General features: G+C 64.0%; 13 protein-coding genes. 11 read left to right on the top strand and 2 right to left on the bottom strand.

The window, feature by feature from the left end:
- The first annotated feature begins 882 nt into the window (after positions 1-882).
- From FGL94_RS13650 to FGL94_RS13620, 7 genes are all read left to right on the top strand, one after another.
- Positions 883-2,127, top strand: a complete 1,245-nt coding sequence (locus FGL94_RS13650) for an MFS transporter (RefSeq protein ID WP_144926371.1) — start codon at positions 883-885, stop codon at positions 2,125-2,127.
- A 154-nt stretch (positions 2,128-2,281) separates the two neighbouring features.
- Positions 2,282-2,791 (top strand): universal stress protein, encoded by a 510-nt coding sequence (locus FGL94_RS13645; RefSeq protein ID WP_144926368.1) that lies wholly within the window; start codon positions 2,282-2,284, stop codon positions 2,789-2,791.
- A 330-nt stretch (positions 2,792-3,121) separates the two neighbouring features.
- Positions 3,122-4,573: a 2,5-dioxovalerate dehydrogenase gene (xacF, locus tag FGL94_RS13640; RefSeq protein ID WP_144926366.1), complete on the top strand. Its 1,452-nt coding sequence runs from the start codon at positions 3,122-3,124 to the stop codon at positions 4,571-4,573.
- A 149-nt stretch (positions 4,574-4,722) separates the two neighbouring features.
- Entirely contained in the window at positions 4,723-5,661 is a 939-nt protein-coding gene (locus FGL94_RS13635) for a dihydrodipicolinate synthase family protein (RefSeq protein WP_144926363.1), read from the top strand.
- 108 nt (positions 5,662-5,769) lie between these two features.
- Complete coding sequence (locus tag FGL94_RS13630) at positions 5,770-6,870, top strand: mannonate dehydratase (protein WP_186313416.1); 1,101 nt, start codon at positions 5,770-5,772, stop codon at positions 6,868-6,870.
- 46 nt (positions 6,871-6,916) lie between these two features.
- Positions 6,917-7,774 carry an NAD-dependent epimerase/dehydratase family protein gene (locus tag FGL94_RS13625; RefSeq protein ID WP_144926359.1) on the top strand — a complete coding sequence of 286 codons (858 nt, stop codon included), beginning with the start codon at positions 6,917-6,919 and terminating at the stop codon, positions 7,772-7,774.
- A 55-nt stretch (positions 7,775-7,829) separates the two neighbouring features.
- Positions 7,830-8,888 (top strand): lactonase family protein, encoded by a 1,059-nt coding sequence (locus tag FGL94_RS13620; protein WP_144926356.1) that lies wholly within the window; start codon positions 7,830-7,832, stop codon positions 8,886-8,888.
- 136 nt (positions 8,889-9,024) lie between these two features.
- On the opposite strand, the gene FGL94_RS13615 is transcribed toward FGL94_RS13620, so the two are convergent.
- Entirely contained in the window at positions 9,025-10,782 is a 1,758-nt protein-coding gene (locus FGL94_RS13615) for a glycoside hydrolase family 2 protein (protein WP_144926353.1), read from the bottom strand.
- Positions 10,783-10,987: 205 nt separating this feature from the next.
- Between FGL94_RS13615 and FGL94_RS13610 the strand changes: the two genes are divergently transcribed.
- From FGL94_RS13610 to FGL94_RS13600, 3 genes are all read left to right on the top strand, one after another.
- Complete coding sequence (locus FGL94_RS13610; protein ID WP_144926350.1) at positions 10,988-11,770, top strand: IclR family transcriptional regulator; 783 nt, start codon at positions 10,988-10,990, stop codon at positions 11,768-11,770.
- Positions 11,771-12,334: 564 nt separating this feature from the next.
- The gene (locus FGL94_RS13605; RefSeq protein ID WP_241659183.1) at positions 12,335-13,351 is read left to right on the top strand and encodes a mannonate dehydratase; all 1,017 of its coding nucleotides are present in this window, start codon (positions 12,335-12,337) and stop codon (positions 13,349-13,351) included.
- Between the two features lie 104 nt (positions 13,352-13,455).
- On the top strand, positions 13,456-14,280 hold the full coding sequence (locus tag FGL94_RS13600) for an SDR family oxidoreductase (RefSeq protein WP_144926347.1): 825 nt from the start codon (positions 13,456-13,458) through the stop codon (positions 14,278-14,280).
- Between the two features lie 45 nt (positions 14,281-14,325).
- Here the strand turns inward: FGL94_RS13600 and uxaC are convergent, their stop codons facing one another.
- Positions 14,326-15,690 carry a glucuronate isomerase gene (uxaC, locus tag FGL94_RS13595; protein WP_144926345.1) on the bottom strand — a complete coding sequence of 455 codons (1,365 nt, stop codon included), beginning with the start codon at positions 15,688-15,690 and terminating at the stop codon, positions 14,326-14,328.
- Positions 15,691-15,826: 136 nt separating this feature from the next.
- On the opposite strand from uxaC, the gene FGL94_RS13590 reads away from it, so the two are divergent.
- The gene (locus FGL94_RS13590) at positions 15,827-18,427 is read left to right on the top strand and encodes a beta-glucosidase (protein WP_144926342.1); all 2,601 of its coding nucleotides are present in this window, start codon (positions 15,827-15,829) and stop codon (positions 18,425-18,427) included.
- Positions 18,428-18,463 lie beyond the last annotated feature (36 nt).

The following is an 18,463-nucleotide window of genomic DNA, read 5'->3' as shown; positions in this document are numbered from 1 at the left end:
GGGTGGCGATCGCTTATTTATTATAGAAAATATATGGTTCCAAGAAAACATCAGCTAACAGTTATATGAGAAACGGCCTGAGAAGCGCGGACATTTACCGAAACCACGCTGCACCCGTTTGTCCAACGACATCGAACGGCGGAGGTGGAGTTTACACACATACGCGTGTAATTCCTTCGAGTCAGGAGTGCCGGGATCGCAGCTCGATCACGTTCGCGGCGTTCCGTAGCTCGGACTGTAGTTCGTCGTCGATGCGCTCGGCGTCGAACCGGTGTTTCGGGCCCGCGATCGAGATGGCGACGCTCTCCGAACCGAGGTTCTCGCGGGTCCGCTCCGAGACCCGACCGATCCTCGAGAGTCTTGAGACGGATGTGAGCGGTACTTTCCGGGACGGCGATCTCGTCCGCAAGTTCGGATACCGGTCTGGTTCCGTCTCCCGAACTATTTCAATGACATTGAACGCATTATCTACGGAGCTGATGTGATTGTCCCTTTTTCAGGGTCCGTATTTTTAATCATCGGGTAGCTGTCTTTGCCACCAGCCAACGATGCTCGATCTTGCGGAGATTTATCGTTCAATATCATCGGACAGCAGCTATCTCAGAAAGTTACAGAGGAACCCACTCGCCCGAGTTGCCGTCGATCGGGGGCCCGCGGTCAGCGACCGTTCAGAAGCGTCGCTCGACGGGATCCGGTGCAGGGGCAGAAGGATCTGATAGAGGGGCAGAATGGTCATCTGGGAGGGGGACGCCTCACTCCGCACTTTGGAAAGATATTTATAATGTTTGTATATAACTATGAGTGTATGCAACACCGTCTCATAGAAGGTAGACTACAGACTACGCCCGATCCAAAGACCGGGAGAAACTCCGGTGAGTGAGTATGTCGGAGAGCTACACTGAGTCTTTCAAGTGGTCGAAGCTCCTGACACTGGTGTTGATCGGGATCATCCCCTCCTTCTCCGGGGCGCTGATCAACCCGACCATCCCCGCGATCCAACAGACGTTCTCGCACGTACCGAACTCCGAGACGCTGGCACAGCTGGTCAGCACGACGTCCGCGTGGATCGTGATCGTCGTCGCGCCCCTCACGGGGTACCTGCTCGACAAGTACGCGCGCAAGCCGATCCTGATCGCCGCGGTCGTCATTTACGGGGCCGGGACGAGCATCGCGTTCTTCCTCGATTCGATCTACCTGATCCTGGCGACGCGCATCCTCGACGGCATTGCCGTCGGAGCGCTCATGGTGACCGTCCCGACGCTGATCGCCGACTACTACTCCGGCGGCCGACGCGAGTCGGTCATGGGGTACTACGGCGCCGTGCAGGCCGGCGGCGGTGCCGTCGCGGCCGTCCTCGGCGGCTACATCGCGGGGACCCTCGGCTGGCGATACATCTTCCTCGTCTTCGCCGGCGCGCTGCTGTTCGTCCCGCCAATCCTGCGTCTCCTGCCCGAACCCGACGTCCAGGAGTCCCAGCGGAACGACGAGATCAGCCGGGTCGAGGCCGTTGCCAAGCTCGTTCGAGAGTCGCCGACGAAGGTCATCGCCGGGATCTACTTCCTCGTGCTGTTCGGGATGCTGACGAACAACCTCATCATGATCGAGGTCCCGTACTACCTCCAGGGATCGCTCGGCGTGAGCGACTCCCAGACCGGCCTGATCATCTCGGGCGTCATGATCGCCGGCGTGGTCATGGCATCGATGTACGGCCGTATCAAACAGCACTTCCGACACATCACGCTCATCGCGGCCGCGTTCGCCCTCGCCGCGGTGGGCTTCCTGCTGTTCACTTCCGTGGAGCTCTTCCCGGTCGTGCTCGTCGGCATCATCGTCGCCGGCGGGATGGGGTTCGGGCTCCTCTTGCCGACGGTGAACGACTGGATCGCGTCGATCGTTCAGGAGGAGGTCCGCGGACGGGCACTCAGCGGCGTGACGATGATGATGTACGGCGGGTTCGCTCTCTCGCCGTTCGCCCCGATGCCGCTGGTCGACGCGTTCGGGCGCGTGGGAATGCTCCGAACTGCCGGCTTCCTCCTGCTCATCGTCGCGGGCGCCCTCGTGACGACCTGGTTCGTCAGCCGATCCAGTGCGCCGTCGACGCCGAGCGGGGCGCTCTCTGACGACTGATCCGCGGACACGACACCGACGTGAGCGGTGAGAGCGGTCACCACTCCGTCGCGCAACGATCGGTCGGCAGGATTCTCCGCAGTCGCCTCTTTGTTGCATATTCCGAAACTCGCAAATATAAATTTACTTGTATCTGGTAAACGAAAGGGTTACCGTGACCATCGAGACAGTTCTGCTGCCAGTCAGCGACTCGGACGAGGACCGACTCAGTCGGCTCGTCGATGCCGTCTTGGAGATCGCCGATCCGACCGGCGCCACCGTCGTGGTGGCTCACGCCATTCAGGACGGGGACGACGATATCGTGACCACAATACCTGCGATAAGCGGTGGTAACTACCCGCAGGTTCTCTCCCGGACCGAGTACGACGACCTACTCGACAGGTATCCCGACGACGAACACTCCGTCGACGACGTCGTCGCCGAACACGAGACGGTGCAGGCGGTGACGGAGCGCCTCGACGACGCCGGCATCGCGTACGAAGTTCGCGGCGCGGTCGGCGACCCCGGCGAGGCGATCCTCGAACTCGCCGAAGACGTCGACGCCGACCGATTCGTTATCGGCGGCAGCCGCCGGACTCCGGCCGACAAGGCCGTTTTCGGAAGCCTGTCACAGACGCTTCTCCTCGAGGCGCCCTGCCCCGTGACCTTCGTCCACGGTGACTGACGACGCCGACGACCGCGTGACTCGAGTGTTGGTGGCGATACCGAACGAACCGAGTCACGCGTTAGAAGCGACGCGATGAACGCTCCGGTCGTCCGGTCCGCACACCGAGCGACATTCGCGTCACGGAGACACGGAGCGGCCAATCCTTCGTCAGTCGTTTAGTTACGTGCCAGTCCCGGTTTCCGTATCGTTGAAGGGCCTAGCCGTACGTAACCGCTACTCACCTAGTCCCGACGGTCGGGACACTACGTGCATGAAAATGTCTCTCGAACCGAAGGGGCTGGCCACTTTATCAAAGCCTTTGTATCAGTAGCGGCGACTTCAAGCCGGATGCCAACGGTCTACAAGAACTACGTCGATGGAGAGTGGACGACTTCCGAGACGGGCGAGACGTTCGACGTTCGGAACCCGGCGGAGCCGTCGTCGATCACCGGTCGGTTTCAGGCCTCTGCGGCCGGCGACGTCGAGGGCGCGATCGACGCGGCGGTCGACGCGCAGGAGACGTGGGCGGACACCCCCGGCCCGGACCGCGGCGACGTCCTCAAACGCGCCAGCGAACTCCTCGAGGAACGGAAGGAGTCGGTGACCGAGACGCTCGTTCGCGAGGAGGGGAAGACGCGCGCCGAGGCCGCCGGCGAAGTCCAGCGAGCGATCGACATCTTCGCCTACTACGCTCAGAAGTGTCTCGATCTCGGCGGGATCAGCAAGTCGGCGAGCGGGCGGAACACGGAGCTGTACACCAAACGCGAACCGCTCGGGACCGTCGCGCTGATCACCCCGTGGAACTACCCGATCGCCATTCCCGCGTGGAAGCTCGCCCCGGCGTTGGCCGCCGGGAACACGGCCGTCATCAAGCCCGCCTCCGCCGCGCCGGGCATGACGGCGGTCCTCCTCGAGTGTCTCGACGAGGCCGGACTCCCGGACGGGGTCGCGAACATGGTGACCGGATCCGGCGGCGACGTTGGGACACCGCTGGCCGAACACGACGACGTGGACGGCGTCTCGTTCACCGGCAGCACCGCAGTGGGGACGAGCGTCGCGCAGAGCGCCGCTGACGACCTCAAGCGCGTCCAGTGCGAGATGGGCGGCAAGAACCCGACCGTCGTGATGCCGAGCGCCGACGTCGACGAGGCGGCGGAGATCCTCGGCGTCGGGGCGTTCGGGACGACGGGCCAGTCGTGTACGGCGGCCTCCCGCGCGATCGTCCACGAGGACATCTACGACGAGTTCGTCGACGCCATGGTTGAGTACGCCAACGACGTCGCAATCGGGCCGGGTCTCGACGACCCCGACATGGGGCCGCACGTCTCCGAGAGCGAGCTCGAGTCGACGCTCGAGTACGTCGAACTCGGACGGGAGGAGGGAGCGACCCTCGAAACCGGCGGCGAACGGCTCACTGGTAACGAGTACGGCGACGGCTACTACGTCGAGCCCGCGGTGTTCTCGGGCGTCGACAACGACATGCGGATCGCCCAAGAGGAGATCTTCGGGCCGGTCCTGTCGGTCATCGAGGTAAGCGACTTCGAGGAGGCGCTGACGGTCGCGAACGACGTGGACTACGGGCTCTCGTCGAGCATCGTCACGCAGGACCTCACCGAGGCCGACGAGTTCGTCGATCAGATCGAGGCGGGCGTCGCGAAGGTCAACGAGAAGACGACCGGGCTGGAGCTGCACGTCCCGTTCGGCGGGTACAAGAACTCCTCGACGAACACGTACCGAGAGCAGGGCGACGCCGGTCTCGACTTCTTCACGTCGACGAAGACGGTGTACCGGAACTACTGACAGCGCGGACGACCGGAGACGGATGGAGTCGAAGTCGCACGGCTCCGGAGTCATCTCCCCCGATCGCTTTTCTCCTGTCAGCGTGCGAATGCGGCATTTGTAACCCATCAACGATGGATTTAACCCCCGCGACCGTATCCTGTGAAGTGATGCCAATGACGGCAGCACAGGTCAAACAGCAGCTGCGAGACGTTGCCGTCGGAGTGCTCACGCCCTTCGACGAGCAGCGAGCGATCGAGTACAACAAAATCGAGGAGAACGCGCGAACGCTGTACGACGAGGGGATGCGGACCTTCTTGGCGGCAGCGAACATCAGCGAGTACCACTCTCTCTCTCAGCAAGAGCGGATCGAGAGCGTCAGGACGGTCGTCGAGGCGCTCCCCTCGGACGCGTGCGTCCTCGCCGGCGTCGGCGGGAGCACGGCCGACGCGCTGGAGCTGATCGAGGCGTACGACGAGATCGGTGCCGACGCGATGATGATCATGCCGCCCGACCACACCTACCTCCACGAGCGGGGGTTACTGGAGTACTACCGCGAGCTGTCGGCGGGGGCCGACGCGCCCCTCGTCCCGTACGTGCGCGGGTTCGATCCCTCGGCCGAATACCTCGCGGACCTCACCCGCGTCGACGGTGTCGTCGGGATCAAGTACGCCTTGAAGGACCCGGTGAAGCTGGGCGAGGCGATCCGCGCCGGCGCCGACGACGTGGTCTGGGTCAACGGGCTCGCGGAGCCGTACGCGGTGTCCTTCTGGGCGGAAGGCGTCGAGGGCTTCACCGCCGGCGTGAGCAATTTCCGACCGGAAGTGGGCCGGGAGCTGTTCGACGCTCTCTCGGAGGGCGACTGGGAGCGCGCCCGCGCGCTCAGGGATATCTGTCTCCCGTACCAGCGACTCAGAGACGAAACGGGGCAGAACAACGCGCTCTCGGGAGCGATCAGCGTTCCGGCCGTCAAGAAGGGCCTCGAACTCGCCGGACTGCACGGCGGTGAGGTGCGGGAGCCGATCCGCCCGCTCACGCCCGAGACGGCCGAACGGGCCGAAGCGATCTACGGGGAGCTAGACGACGAGATCGACCGGCTCATCGGATGACGAGTCAGCGAACCGAGCGAGACTCGCTCCGACGAGCCGAGTAAGCACCGACGACGTACCACCGAACGACGCGGCGATACCGACGAGAACACGGAGATACAAGATACCATGTCACAATATCACGATGCGACGGAGCAGAACCGACCGATCACCGACGGAGACCAGCTACCGCTCCGGACTGGCCTTCGCACGCGAACGCTGTCAGACGACCGACTCGCGTTCTGCCGCCAGATCGGCGTCGAGGACGTGTTCCTCGATCACCGGTCCCCGCGCGGCGACGTGTTCGAGGACGAGGGGAGCGGAGACGACGAGACGATCACCATCGACGACGGGGTCGTTCCGAGCGTGTCGGAGCTCGTGCAGGCGCGCCGGCGCGCGGAGGACGCCGGACTCCGACTGATGGGGATCCAGTCGCTGAGCTACAACGTCTACGGGAAGATCATGCTCGACAAGGACGGGAAGGAGAGCCAGCTCGACACGATCAAACGGCTCATCCGGAACCTCGGGAGCGCGGACATCCCGATCCTCGGGTACCAGTGGAACCCCCGCGGGGTCGTGCCGATGCGAACGTCTCAGACCGTACGACTACGCGGTGGGGCGCGGGGTCGTGAGTTCGACATCGACGACCTCGACGCGCCGTACGAGTCCGTCGACGACCTGGAACGCGAGTACACCGAAGCGGAGCTGTGGGACAACTACGAGGCGTTCCTCGAAGAGGTGCTTCCCGTCGCGGAGGAAGCCGGCGTACAGCTGGCTCTCCACCCGGCGGACCCGCCGACGGTGGAGCAGCTCGGCGGGATCCCGCGCCTGTTCCGGAACTTCGAGGCGTTCCGGCGGGCGATGGAGATCGTCCCGAGCGACAACCACGGGCTCAAGCTCTGTCTGGGATGCTTCTCCGAGATGCCGGACGCGGACATCGAGGAGGTGATCACGCACTTCGGCGAGGACGACGACATCGTGTTCGTCCACTTCCGCGACGTCGTTGGCACGTGGCCGCGGTTCACCGAGACGTTCCTCGACGACGATCAGAGCAACTTCGATCCGGTGGTCGCGATCGAGCGGCTCCGCGAGGTCGGCTTCGACGGCGTCGTGGTCCCGGACCACGTCCCCGAGGTCGTCGGCGACACGGAATGGGGGCACCGGTCGCGCGCTCACGCGGTCGCCTACCTGAACGGTATCCTGTCATGTGCCGACGACGGGAGACGGTGAGCCGACGCGTTCGCATGGCCGTTCACGAACCCATCGATACATCCGCATGAACGTCCTCATAACCGGGTCCTACGGCAGGTGTGGGACCGCGATCATCGACCAGCTCGACGACGACCCCAGCTACGAGTTCACCTACCTGAACCGGTCCGACCGCCCGTCCGATCACAGATACGGCGGCTTCGATACCCACGTCGCGGACATCACGGACTACGACGCGATTCGACCAGCGTTCGACGGTCAGGACGCCGTCGTGCACCTCGCGGCGTATCCCTACACGGACGGCGGGTGGCAGGACGTGTTCGAGCCCAACATCGTTGGGATGTACAACGCGCTCGAGGCCGCCCGCGACGCGGAGGTGGAGGCGTTCGTGTTCGCCTCGACGAACCACGTGATGGGGATGTACGAGGAGGAGCACGCGCCGGAGCTGTACGACCCCGACTACGATCTGCGGCTCGATCCGACCGATCCGGTTCGCCCGGATTCGTGTTACGGGGCGACGAAGTCGTTCGGGGAGGACCTCGGGCGGTACTACACGGAGCGGTACGAGTACCCCCGGCGGTTCTACGCGCTCCGGATCTGCTCGGTCCTTCCCCACGGGATCGACCACCCGTACGGGCGGGCCGAACGCCGCGTCGAAAACGGGGAGATCGAGCGCGGTAGCGACGCCTACGACCGCTCGGTGGCGCGGACGAAAGCGACGTGGCACTCCCGTCGGGACTTCGCCCACCTGGTCGAGCGCTGTCTCGCCGACAGAAGCGTGACGTTCGACGTCTTCAACGGCGTCAGCGACAACGACCGGCGCTGGTTCTCGATCCGGAACGCGCGGGAGCGACTCGGGTACGAACCGGACGACAACGGCGAGGAGTGGGACGGGCCGCCGACCGACTCGAACGGGGGCGCGTGAGAACGCGGAACCACGGACACGACAGAACACATCATGACCACGAATACAGATCACGATGACGACAGCTGAACGCATCGCGGCCGTCGGGACGTACAGCGCAGCGACAGACGAGAGCGTCCACACCGTCGGGGTCGACCCCGACACGGGGTCGATGCGCCGGCTCGACGCGGTGGCGGCCGGCCCCGATCCGACGTTCGTGACGTTCGGTCCGTCGGGGGAGTACCTCTACGCCGCGGTTCGGGAGGAGGAAGAGGGGGCCATCCGGTCGTACGCGATCGACCGCGACACCGGCGAGCTGACCGAGCGTGACAGCGCTCGGAGCGGGGCGGCGGCCCCCTGCTACTGCTCCGTCGACGAAACCGGGGAGTTCCTGCTGGTGGCCCACTACGCCGGGGGCGCCGTCTCGATGCTCCCGCTCGATCCCGACGGCGGTATCGACTCGCCGGCCGAGGTGATCGAACACCACGGGTCGAGCGTCGATCCCGAGCGTCAGACCGCACCGCACCCCCACTCGATCACGCTCGGACCGGAGAACCGATTCGCGTACGTGCCAGACCTCGGTACCGACCAGGTCCACGTCTACGCGGTGGAGCGCGACGAGGCCTCGCTGTCCCGGGTCGACGCCGTCGACCTCGCGCCCGGTTCGGGGCCGCGACACCTCTCGTTCGCCCCGGACGGCGAGCGGGCGTACCTGATCAACGAGCTCGATTCGACAGTGACCGTCCTGCGCCGGGAATCTGACGGGACGCTGACCGAGGGGGCGACCGTCTCCACGCTGCCCTCGGAGTTCGAGGGAGACAACAAGACGGCCGAGATCGCCGTTCACCCGTCCGGCGAGTTCGTGTACGGATCGAACCGCGGCCTCGACACCGTCGTCACGTTCGCCGTCGAGGGGGAGACGCTCGAGCGCGTCGGCCAGACGCCGACCGGCGGCGAGTGGCCGCGTCACTTCGCGATCGCTCCCGACGGCGAGCGGTTGTTCGCGGAGAATCGCCACACGGACGACATCGTCGCGTTCGACATTGACGCCGAGACCGGTCGCCTCTCCGCGACTGACGAATCGCTGTCGGTCTCCGAGCCCGTCTGCATGCAGTGGCAACCGAATCGGAACTGACGCTCGGCGAGCGTGGCGACGAAAAGGGACTCGACCGTCGTTTTCTACGCGCGTCTCGGCGGTACTGTCTCCGGCTACGGCGAACCCGGCGACAGCGGTCTCGACGACGGCCGCCCTGACGGAACCGACTCCGGCGTTAGCGCTGCGTCTGGTAGAAGTCGCGCAGCACGTGGAACGCCTGCTTCTTCCGGCCGTGCTGGTCGACGACGCCCTTCCGGTTGTAGCCGCGCTGGAACTCGTTCTGCCGCATGGGCGCGCGGAAGTCGAAGAGGATCCACGGCGAGAAGCCGACGATCTGGTCGTTCTCCTCGGCCGCCTCCGTCTGTCCGCGGTAGATCTCCGCCTGGTGCTCCTCGGTCCACCGCTCGTCGGCGTCGCCGTGGTGGCCCCACTTGGCGCCGCCGCCCGTCTCCGAGATGACGACGGGCGTGCCCTCGGGATCTTCTTGGAACTGCTGCATGTCGTCGGCGTCCCCGTAGTACCAGCCGTGGTACTCGTTGATGCCGATGACGTCTAAGTGCTCTTGCAGAGGGTCACGGATCTCGAGGCCGTCGTCGGTCTCGTCGACGAAGCAGGCGGCGGTCACGAGCCGCGTGTCGTCGAGACTCCGGACGTACTCCGCCATCTCCGGGAGGACCTCGTTTCTGGTGTCGTCGGTGTGGTCCGTCTCGTTCGCGATGGACCACATCGCGACGGAGGGACGGTTCCAATCGCGCTGGATCAGCTCGCGGAGCTGCTGGCGGTACAGCTCCTGGATCTCCTCGTCGCCGAAGTTGATGTCCCAGTAGGCGGGGACCTCCTCCCACAGGAGGATCCCCTCCTCGTCGGCCCGTCGGGCCATCTCCTCGGTGTGCGGGTAGTGGGCCAGTCGGGCGTAGTTACACCCGAGCTCGTTGATCCACTGGAACCGCTCCTCGATGTCCTCCGCGTCGAGCGCGCGGCCCTTGCCCGCCGACTCCTCGTGCAGCGCGATGCCGCGCAGCCAGAGGGGCTCGCCGTTGAGCAGCACGTCGCCGTCGCGGACGCGCAGATCGCGGAGTCCGACGCGGTCCTCGACGGCGTCCCCGCCGGCCTCCACGCGGACCGTGTAGAGGTGGGGGTCCTCGGTACTCCACAGCGAGACCTCCTCCTCGGGGATCTGAAGCGCACCGGTGAACTCGCCGTCGCCGGCAGGTTCGAGCGTCGCCTCACGGTCCAGCTCCGGGAAGGCGACCGAGACGGACGGGTCGTCTCCGTCGGCGCCGTCGACCCACGCGGAGACGCTCACGTCGACGGTCCCGTCGTCGAGCTCGGACTCGATCTTGAAGTTGCGCACGTAGGCGTCCGGGACCTCGACCAAGTCGACGGAGCGGTTGATCCCGCCGAAGTTGAACCAGTCGGTCGACTCGTTGGGGATGCCGTCCTCGTACCGCTGGTTGTCGACCTGGACGACCAGTACGTTTTCGCCGTCCTCCAGCGCGTCGGTCGCCTCGAAGCTGAAGGGGGTGTACCCGCCCTCGTGTGCGCCCAGCAGCTCGCCGTTCAGCCAAACCTTCGTCTTGTAGTTGACCGCACCGAACCGGAGGAAGGTCCGGTCGGAGCCGGCATCGACGTCCCAGTCGAACGTGCGCGCGTACCAGACCCACCCCTCGTAGTGGCGGAACTCGGGGATCTCCTCGCCCCAACTGGAGGGGATCGAGACGGAACGACCGTCGTGGATGTTGAAGTCGCACGGGTCGTTCTCCTCGGACGCACCGGGCTCATAGATAGACTTCACTGCGAATCCGGCCGGGTTGTCGTCCTCGTCGTCGAAGAAGTCCTCGAAGTACCCCTCGAAGTTCTCGTACTGGTCCGGGATCGCCTGCCAAGTCCCGTCGAGCGATCGCGTCTCTCGAGGGTGTGCTAACAGGTGCATCATCCGTAAATGAGGCAACGAGTGTATTAAAAATACTGGAACGGTCACTTCCGCGTGTCCGACGGAGGGCTCCAGCGACCTCCCTCGTGGGAAGCGGGCGAAAGTGAGGGTGACTCGACTACTCCGATGCAGTTCAATAGTATTGAACTCAGATGAGCCGTAAAAATGAAACAACGCTAAGTCCCCGCCGATCGAACGATAGAGTATGATCGACGACGACGACACTGCCCCGGCGGGACGACAGATCGATTCTGTCGAGAACGCGTTCAACATCATCGAATCGATCCAAGAACTCGAACGGTGCGGCGTCACTGAACTCGCGGACCACTTGGACATCCCAAAGAGCACGGCGCACATCCACCTCCAGACCCTCCGGAACCTCGGGTACGTCGTCAAAGAGGGCGAGAAGTACCAGCTCGGCCTCCGATTCTTGGAACTCGGCGGAGAGGTCCGGCACAACCGCAGTATCTTTCAAGTGGCGCGGTCGGAGGTGGACGATCTGGCCGGCTCCACCGGTGAAGTCGGGACGATCGGTTACGAGGAGAACGGGCAGCGGGTACTCGTGTACCGCACCGAGCCGTTCGAGGGCGTCTCGGACAACGCACCGACGGGCGAGTTCACGGAGATGCACTGGACCGCCGTCGGGAAGGCGCTCCTCTCGCAGCGGACCGACGACGAGGTCCGGGACATCATCGAACGTTTCGGGCTCCCTCGCGCGACGGAGAACACGATCACGGACGTGGACGAACTCCTCACAGAGGTGGACGAGATTCGGTCACGCGGCTACTCAGTCGAAGACGAGGAGCGGGTCAAGGGAGTCAAATCGATCGCGGTCCCGATAAGCGACGACGCGAACCGCGCCGGCAACTCCGCCATCTCCATCACCGGCCCGAAACACCGGTTCGACGAGGAGCGGATCGAATCGGAGCTCCTCCCAGCCCTCCGCAACGCGGCGAACGTCATCGAGCTCCAGTACAAACACTACTGATCGGATCCGCTCGGGGTTCCCATCGGGACTGACCCCTCCACCGGGACAAAACATTACACCAGTAACTCTGTAATACGCTCCGATCATCAGTAACGATCGTGTTCAATAGGTATGAACGGCGATATCGGGTGGCCACGGACGGATACGGGCGATACACGGCGTCATCTCGGTCTTTGACCGAATAGTCGGGAGAACATCTGTTCAATGCTATCGAACGAAAATCAGCGCACATCGGCGACTCCAGGGATCCGACGCGAACAGGAACGTGATCGAGCAGGAGTTCTGCATCGATAGCGTCGTTGCGCGAGGGTAGCGTCGCGTGATGGATGATGTTGCGCGAGGGCGTCGTTGCGCGAGGGTAGCGTCGCGTGATGGATGATGTTGCGCGAGGGCGGCGTTGCGCGAGGGCGGCGTCGGTCGACGACTGCGTTCGGCGTTGTCGACGGCGTTCGGCGTCCCCTGACTCGCAGACGGTGGCCGGATCCGGTCACTGATCGATCGGTTCGGACCGAAAAAGCCCTATAGAACAAATTTTATCAACCGGAGCCGAGTTATTACTGACACATGGTACGATTATCGCTGATCCTGCCGCCGGAGCCGGACGACCGGTGGCAGCTCGCCCGGCAGATGGGCGTCACGAGCGCGGTCGTCCACCCGCTCGAGATCGGGGACGACAAGACGAACTGGACGTACGACGAACTCAAGGGGATGGCCAACTGGTTCGAAGAGGTCGACATCGACCTCTCGGTCATCGAGGGGTCCGTGCCGCTCACGGACCGAGTCCGCCTGGGGTTGGACGGACGCGACGAGGACATCGAGGAGTTCAAGCAGTTCCTCCGTGACTGCGGCGCGGTCGGTATCCCCGTGGTGTGTTACGACTGGATGGCCGGCGTCAGGTGGGCCCGGACCGAGGTCCACGTTGAGACTCGGGGCGGGGCGTACACGACCGGATACACGGACGAACGGATGTCCGGAGGGCCGGAGATCGATTACGCCGACGTGACGCGCGACCAGCTTTGGGACGCGCTCGAACACTTCCTGACCGAGGTGGTCCCCGTCGCCGAGGAGGCCGGCGTGAAGCTCGGACTCCATCCGGCGGACCCGCCGATCGACTCGGTCCGCGGGATCCCGCGGCTCGCCAACAGCGTCGAGTCCTACGACCGGATCCTCGACATCGTCGACAGCGAGCACAACGGCGTGACGTTCTGTCAGGGGAACTTCGCCGCGATGGGCGCCGACGTTCCCGAGACGATCCGGCACTTCGGCGACCGGATCAACTTCGCGCACTTCCGCGACGTGGAGGGGGAGGCCGACGACTTCGTCGAGACGTGGCACGACGACGGACCGACCGACATGCTCGCGGCGATGCAGGCGTTCGAGGATGTGGGATTCGACGGGCCGATGCGCCCGGACCACGTCCCAACGATGGCGGGCGAGGACAACTCCAACCCCGGGTACCACACGAAGGGACGGCTCTTCGCCATCGGCTACATGCGCGGGCTCTTGGAGCAGACGACGGCGAACCGCGGGGGGAACGAGGGCCGCGAGGCGACGGTCAATCCCGAAACGACCGCCGACTGATCGCGAGTGGTCTCTGACCGTTCTCCGCTTCGGTCCGGTCCAACGGGCGAAACGGACGAAAAGATACATAGCGCCGTGCGCACGAGGTAGAGACGAGTCAGACAATGAGCGTTCCCAACGACTTCGACGTCGACGACAAGGTGTGCGTCATTACCGGCGGCTCAGGCGTGCTCGGCTCCGAGATGGCGCGCGCGCTCGGCGAGAACGGCGCGACCGTCGTAATCCTCGCACGCGGCGAGGAGAAGCTGCGCGAGACCGGCGAGGAACTCTCGGCGGCGGGGATAGAACACCTCACGGTGTCGGCGTCGGTCCTCGACCGAGCCGAACTCGAGGCGGCCGCAGAGACGGTGATCGACGAGTACGGCCGGATCGATATACTGATCAACGCCGCCGGCGGCAACAGCCCCGACGCGACCACGGGGCCGGACACGTCCTTCTTCGACCTCCCGGCGGAGGGGTTCCAGCAGGTGCTGAACGTCAACTTCACCGGCACCGTGCTCGCCTCGCAGGTCTTCGGCGAGTACATGGTCGAGGAGGGGACGGGCTGTATCCTGAACGTCTCCTCGATGAACGCCTACACGCCGTTGACGAAGATCCCGGCGTACTCCGGCGCGAAGGCCGCGGTGTCGAACTTCACCGAGTGGCTCGCGGTTCACATGGCGCACAACTACTCGACGGACATCCGCGTGAACGCCATCGCGCCCGGGTTCTTTCTCACCGAACAGAACCGCTACCTGCTCATCGACGAGGAGACGGGCGAGTACACGGACCGCGGACAGACGATCATCGACCACACGCCGCAAGACCGGTTCGGACGGCCGGAGGACCTCTCGACGACCGTCCTGTGGCTCGTCTCTCCGGGTGCGGAGTTCGTTCACGGCGCGTCGATCCCCATCGACGGCGGGTTCTCCGCGTTCAGCGGCGTCTAACGCGCGTTCTGTTTCTCTCGCAGATGAAAACGGGGCGTCAGCGACTCAGAAGTCCCACAGTTCCGCCGGACGCTCGTACGCCACCTGTCGCACGCGGTCCTCGGCGACCGTCATCGGCATCTGACCGCGCTCGACCATCTCTCCGACCGCGTTCGCCAGCGATCGGCGGAACATCTCGAAGCGGGAACCGAACGACAGGAGCTTCCGCGAGTCGCTCACCATGCCGCCGTAGTTCGCGAGGAGGTCGACGGTTCCCACGTACTCCAACTGCGAGCGCATCCCGTGCGGGCTGTCGTTGAACCACCACGCCGCGCCGACGCTGACGTTTGGGAACGCTCGGGCGACGGTCGCGACGGTCGGGTAATGAGTCGGGTCGACGACGTAGAGGACGACCTCCAGCTCTTGGTCGAAACGGTTGAGGAAGTGTCGCAGACCGCCCGCGAGGTCGAGGTCGCCCGTGGAGATGTCACCGCCGGCATCGGCTCCGAGCTCGTCGTACAGCGAGTCGCGGTAGTCGCGGACCGGACCGATGTGGAGCTGCGTCACCCAGTCGGTCTCGCGGTTCATCTCGCCGATCCGCTCGAGGACGAACGCCTCGAAATCGGCGACGTCGTCGTCGGTCAGCGCCTCGCCGGCATAGGCGCGCTCGTACACGTCGGCGGCGCGTCGCCGGTCGACCGGCTTCGAACGGACCTCGCTCAGTCCGTGATCGCTCGCGCCGCAGCCGTTGGCCTCGAAGTACTCGTGGCTCGTCCGGAGCGCGGCGAGGAACCCGTCGAGGTCGGTCACGTCCGTGTCGGTGGCGTCTCCGAGCGTCGCGACGTACTCGCGCCAGCCCGCCGCGTCGATCCCCATCGCGGCGTCCGGCCGCCACGTCGGACGCACGGTGACATCGTCGAGCTCCTCGGCGAGCGTCCGGTGGTGCTCCAGATCGGAGGTCGGGTCGTCCGTGCTGGAGACGACCTCGACGTTCATCTCTCGGAGGAGTTCCCGTTGGCGCATCGTCTGGTCGTCGAGCGCCGCCTTCGTCTCCGCCCAGATCTCGTCGGCGGTGTCCGCCGAGATCGGCTTCTCGATCCCGAAGCGGCGCTTCAGATCGAGGTGGACCCACTCGTAGGTGGGGTTGCCGGCGAACTCCGGGAACACCGACGCGAGCGCGTCCCACTTCTCGCGGTTGGTCGCGTCGCCCGTGATCTTCCGCTCCGACACGCCCCGTTTCCGCATCAGTTCCCAGACGTAGTGATCGGTCGCACCCTCGGCCTCCCAGATGTCGTTCCAGCCCTCGTCTCGCGCCAGCGCCGCCACGTCGACGTGGCTGTGCGGATCGAGGATGGGCAGATCACGGATCTCGTCGTACAGTTGACGGGCCGATGTCGATTCGAGCAAGTAATCCTCGTCGAGGAATCCCATATTGGTCGATCTGTCTGTAGCCATAATAAACCCATTGCGGTTCTAGCTCCACGACAAGCAGTGATAAGCGAGGAGAAGTGCCGTCAGTTGGTTTGCCCAAAAAATTATTACGTATTACTTTGCATCTGTAAATGCGATGCGAGAAAGACAGCCGAGCGATATCGAAGAGGCATCAGTCTCGAATCACTCCGGCACCAGCGACACGGGTCAGACGGCGACCTCACGGCGTGGTCTCATGAAACTGATCGGAACCGCGTCGGCGGCCGCAGCGCTAGGTAGCGGCGCTGTGAGCGGGGATTCCGATACGACACCTGACCCGGACGTCGACGAGCTGGTCGAACGGATGACCCTCGAAGAGAAAGTCAGCCGTACCTACGCTGCTGACAGGTACATCCAGGGGATTGACCGGTTAGGAGTGCCTGGTATCAGGAATGTCAACGGGCCGGCGGGTGCCTCGTTGGCGGACTTCATCGACGGGGCAGAAACCACGGAGTTCCCGCACACGATAGCCGCCGCCGCGACCTTCAATCCGGAACTGATCAACGAACAGGGACGGGCAATCGCTCGAGAAGCGAAAGACGGGGGAGCATCCGGACTCTTCGGCCAATCGATCGATATCACGCGAATACCGTTACACAGCCGAAGCGGCGAGTCCTTCGGAGAGGATCCGTACCTTGCATCGGCGTTGACGAAGAGTATCACCGACGGACTTCAATCGGAAGGGGTGATCGCGACTCTGAAACACTACTGTGCGTACAATCAAACCCGAACCACCGGGGATGTCGAAGACTACTATTCGACCTCGGAACACAACGTCGTGGTGAGCGAGCGGGCACTCCGAGAGATCTACCTTCCGCCGTTCAGAGCGGGGGTCGTCGAGGGAGGTGCAGGGGCGATAATGACCGCGTACAATCGGATTAACGGCACGTATGCGGCCGAACACGAAGATCTGCTCGATGATATCTTGAAAGGCGAATGGGGATTCGACGGATACGTGATCTCGGATTACGGTGGGACCCACAGCGGCGTGCGTTCAGCGGTCAACGGGCTCGACGTCGAGCTAGTCGGAGACGAGCCGGAGTACCTCGGTGAGAATCTCCGGGAAGCGGTGGAGAACGATGATCTGAGAGAGGGCGTCGTTGATGAGATGGTCGCTAGGACCCTTCGCTCACAAAAAGAGATCGGAGCACTCTCGGGAGACCGGATCGGAAGTGAGCCGGCTCGAAACACGGAAGGTCACTTCGCCATCGCAGAACAGATGGCCAGAGAAGGGACGGTACTCCTGAAGAACGATGGCCTGTTACCACTCGATACCGGCGAGATAGACGAGATCGCGCTTGTCGGACCGGCTCCAACGGAATTTAAAGAGGACATCGGCGGGAGTGACGGAATTAACGAGAGCCGGCGAATCTCGCCGGTGGAGGGACTCGAAGCCGTCACCGACGACGACACTGCGATCACGACGGTATCGTCGGACCGCACCGAATTAGTGACCGCTGACGACGGGTTCAGCTACGAGTCCTATGACGAAGCGGACTTCAGCGGAGAGCCGATTGAGACCGGTACCGTCTCCGAAATCGACTATGAGGGGGATGCGATCTCAATTACGTGGACGGGTGAGATCACGCCGAGTACCACGGGGGCCCACGGTATCTCGCTCACGAGCGGCGGCTCTGGAACCGTCTCCGTGGACGGAGAGCGAGTCGTCTACACGGAGGGGGGAGGGTTCGGAGGCCCTGATACCGAGGTGTCCTCAGTGTCGCTGACAGCCGGGGAATCCTACGAGATCGCTGTCGAAGTGAGCGGTGGGGGTCCCGTCCGTTTGGAGTGGAATCCGCCCACTGGCATCCGGGAGGCGGCCGAGGCGGCTGCGAACGCCGACATCGCCGTCGTCTTGACCCGGACGTACACCGACTACGGTGACGACCGAAAACAGTACGCGCTTCCGGACAACCAGGATGCGCTCATCGAGAGCGTCATCGAGTCGAACGATGATACGGCGGTCTTAGTGAATGCGACCTCCGCCGTGGCAATGCCGTGGGTCAATGACGTTCCGGCGATCATGCAGCTGTGGTTCCCCGGACAAGAGGGAGGCCGTGCGCTCGGTGATCTCCTCGTCGGAAACGCGAATCCGTCGGGGAAAGCTCCCGTGACATTCGCCGAATCTGTCGAAGACTATCTTCCACAGGAGGTTGACACGCTCCCTGACAGTGCACGTGGCTATCCGGGTGTGGAGGGCAACGTGTACTACGACGAAGACGTCTTCGTCGGCTACCGCCACTTCGACGAAGCGGATATCGAGCCGATGTTCCCGTTTGGACACGGGGAATCCTACACCACCTTCGAATACGGTCGCGTCAAGCTCTCGAAGGCCTCGACGACACCCGAAGAGGGTGTGACGGTGAGTGTTGAGGTGACGAATACGGGCGAAACAGATGGAGCAGAAGCCGTGCAGGTGTACCTCAGCGACGTCGATCCGGCAATCGAACGGCCGCCAAAGGAGCTGAAAGGTGTCGAAAAGCTCGAGATTTCCGCAGGCGAGACCAAGACCGCTAAGATCGACCTCAAAGAGGAGAGCTTCAGATACTGGAGTCCCGATGAGAGTGACTGGGCCGTGACGGGTGGCGAATACGTGGTGCAGGTGGGGAGTTCCTCTCGTGACATCCGAGAGAAGCGGACGCTCCGACTGCGAGAAGATCCGCCGCATGGAAACCGGAGCGAGTCCAGCGGATCGTAATACGGTTGAGTGAGGCCGGGCGTCCAGATTTGGCCG

The organism is Halorubrum salsamenti, from assembly GCF_007671685.1.
Lineage (GTDB): Archaea > Halobacteriota > Halobacteria > Halobacteriales > Haloferacaceae > Halorubrum > Halorubrum salsamenti.
The sequence above is the reverse complement of the archived record's forward strand: the minus strand, read 5'-3'. Positions and strand labels throughout refer to the sequence as shown.

What these genes read in the sequence shown, in the direction of transcription:
- FGL94_RS13630 (WP_186313416.1), top strand. Translation starts at nt 5,770, where the DNA reads ATGTCACAATATCACGATGCGACGGAGCAGAACCGACCGATCACCGAC.
- FGL94_RS13635 (WP_144926363.1), top strand. Translation starts at nt 4,723, where the DNA reads ATGCCAATGACGGCAGCACAGGTCAAACAGCAGCTGCGAGACGTTGCC.
- FGL94_RS13610 (WP_144926350.1), top strand. Translation starts at nt 10,988, where the DNA reads ATGATCGACGACGACGACACTGCCCCGGCGGGACGACAGATCGATTCT.
- FGL94_RS13650 (WP_144926371.1), top strand. Translation starts at nt 883, where the DNA reads ATGTCGGAGAGCTACACTGAGTCTTTCAAGTGGTCGAAGCTCCTGACA.
- FGL94_RS13605 (WP_241659183.1), top strand. Translation starts at nt 12,335, where the DNA reads ATGGTACGATTATCGCTGATCCTGCCGCCGGAGCCGGACGACCGGTGG.
- FGL94_RS13615 (WP_144926353.1), bottom strand. Translation starts at nt 10,782, where the DNA reads ATGCACCTGTTAGCACACCCTCGAGAGACGCGATCGCTCGACGGGACT.
- FGL94_RS13600 (WP_144926347.1), top strand. Translation starts at nt 13,456, where the DNA reads ATGAGCGTTCCCAACGACTTCGACGTCGACGACAAGGTGTGCGTCATT.
- FGL94_RS13620 (WP_144926356.1), top strand. Translation starts at nt 7,830, where the DNA reads ATGACGACAGCTGAACGCATCGCGGCCGTCGGGACGTACAGCGCAGCG.
- FGL94_RS13590 (WP_144926342.1), top strand. Translation starts at nt 15,827, where the DNA reads ATGCGAGAAAGACAGCCGAGCGATATCGAAGAGGCATCAGTCTCGAAT.
- uxaC (WP_144926345.1), bottom strand. Translation starts at nt 15,690, where the DNA reads ATGGGATTCCTCGACGAGGATTACTTGCTCGAATCGACATCGGCCCGT.
- xacF (WP_144926366.1), top strand. Translation starts at nt 3,122, where the DNA reads ATGCCAACGGTCTACAAGAACTACGTCGATGGAGAGTGGACGACTTCC.
- FGL94_RS13625 (WP_144926359.1), top strand. Translation starts at nt 6,917, where the DNA reads ATGAACGTCCTCATAACCGGGTCCTACGGCAGGTGTGGGACCGCGATC.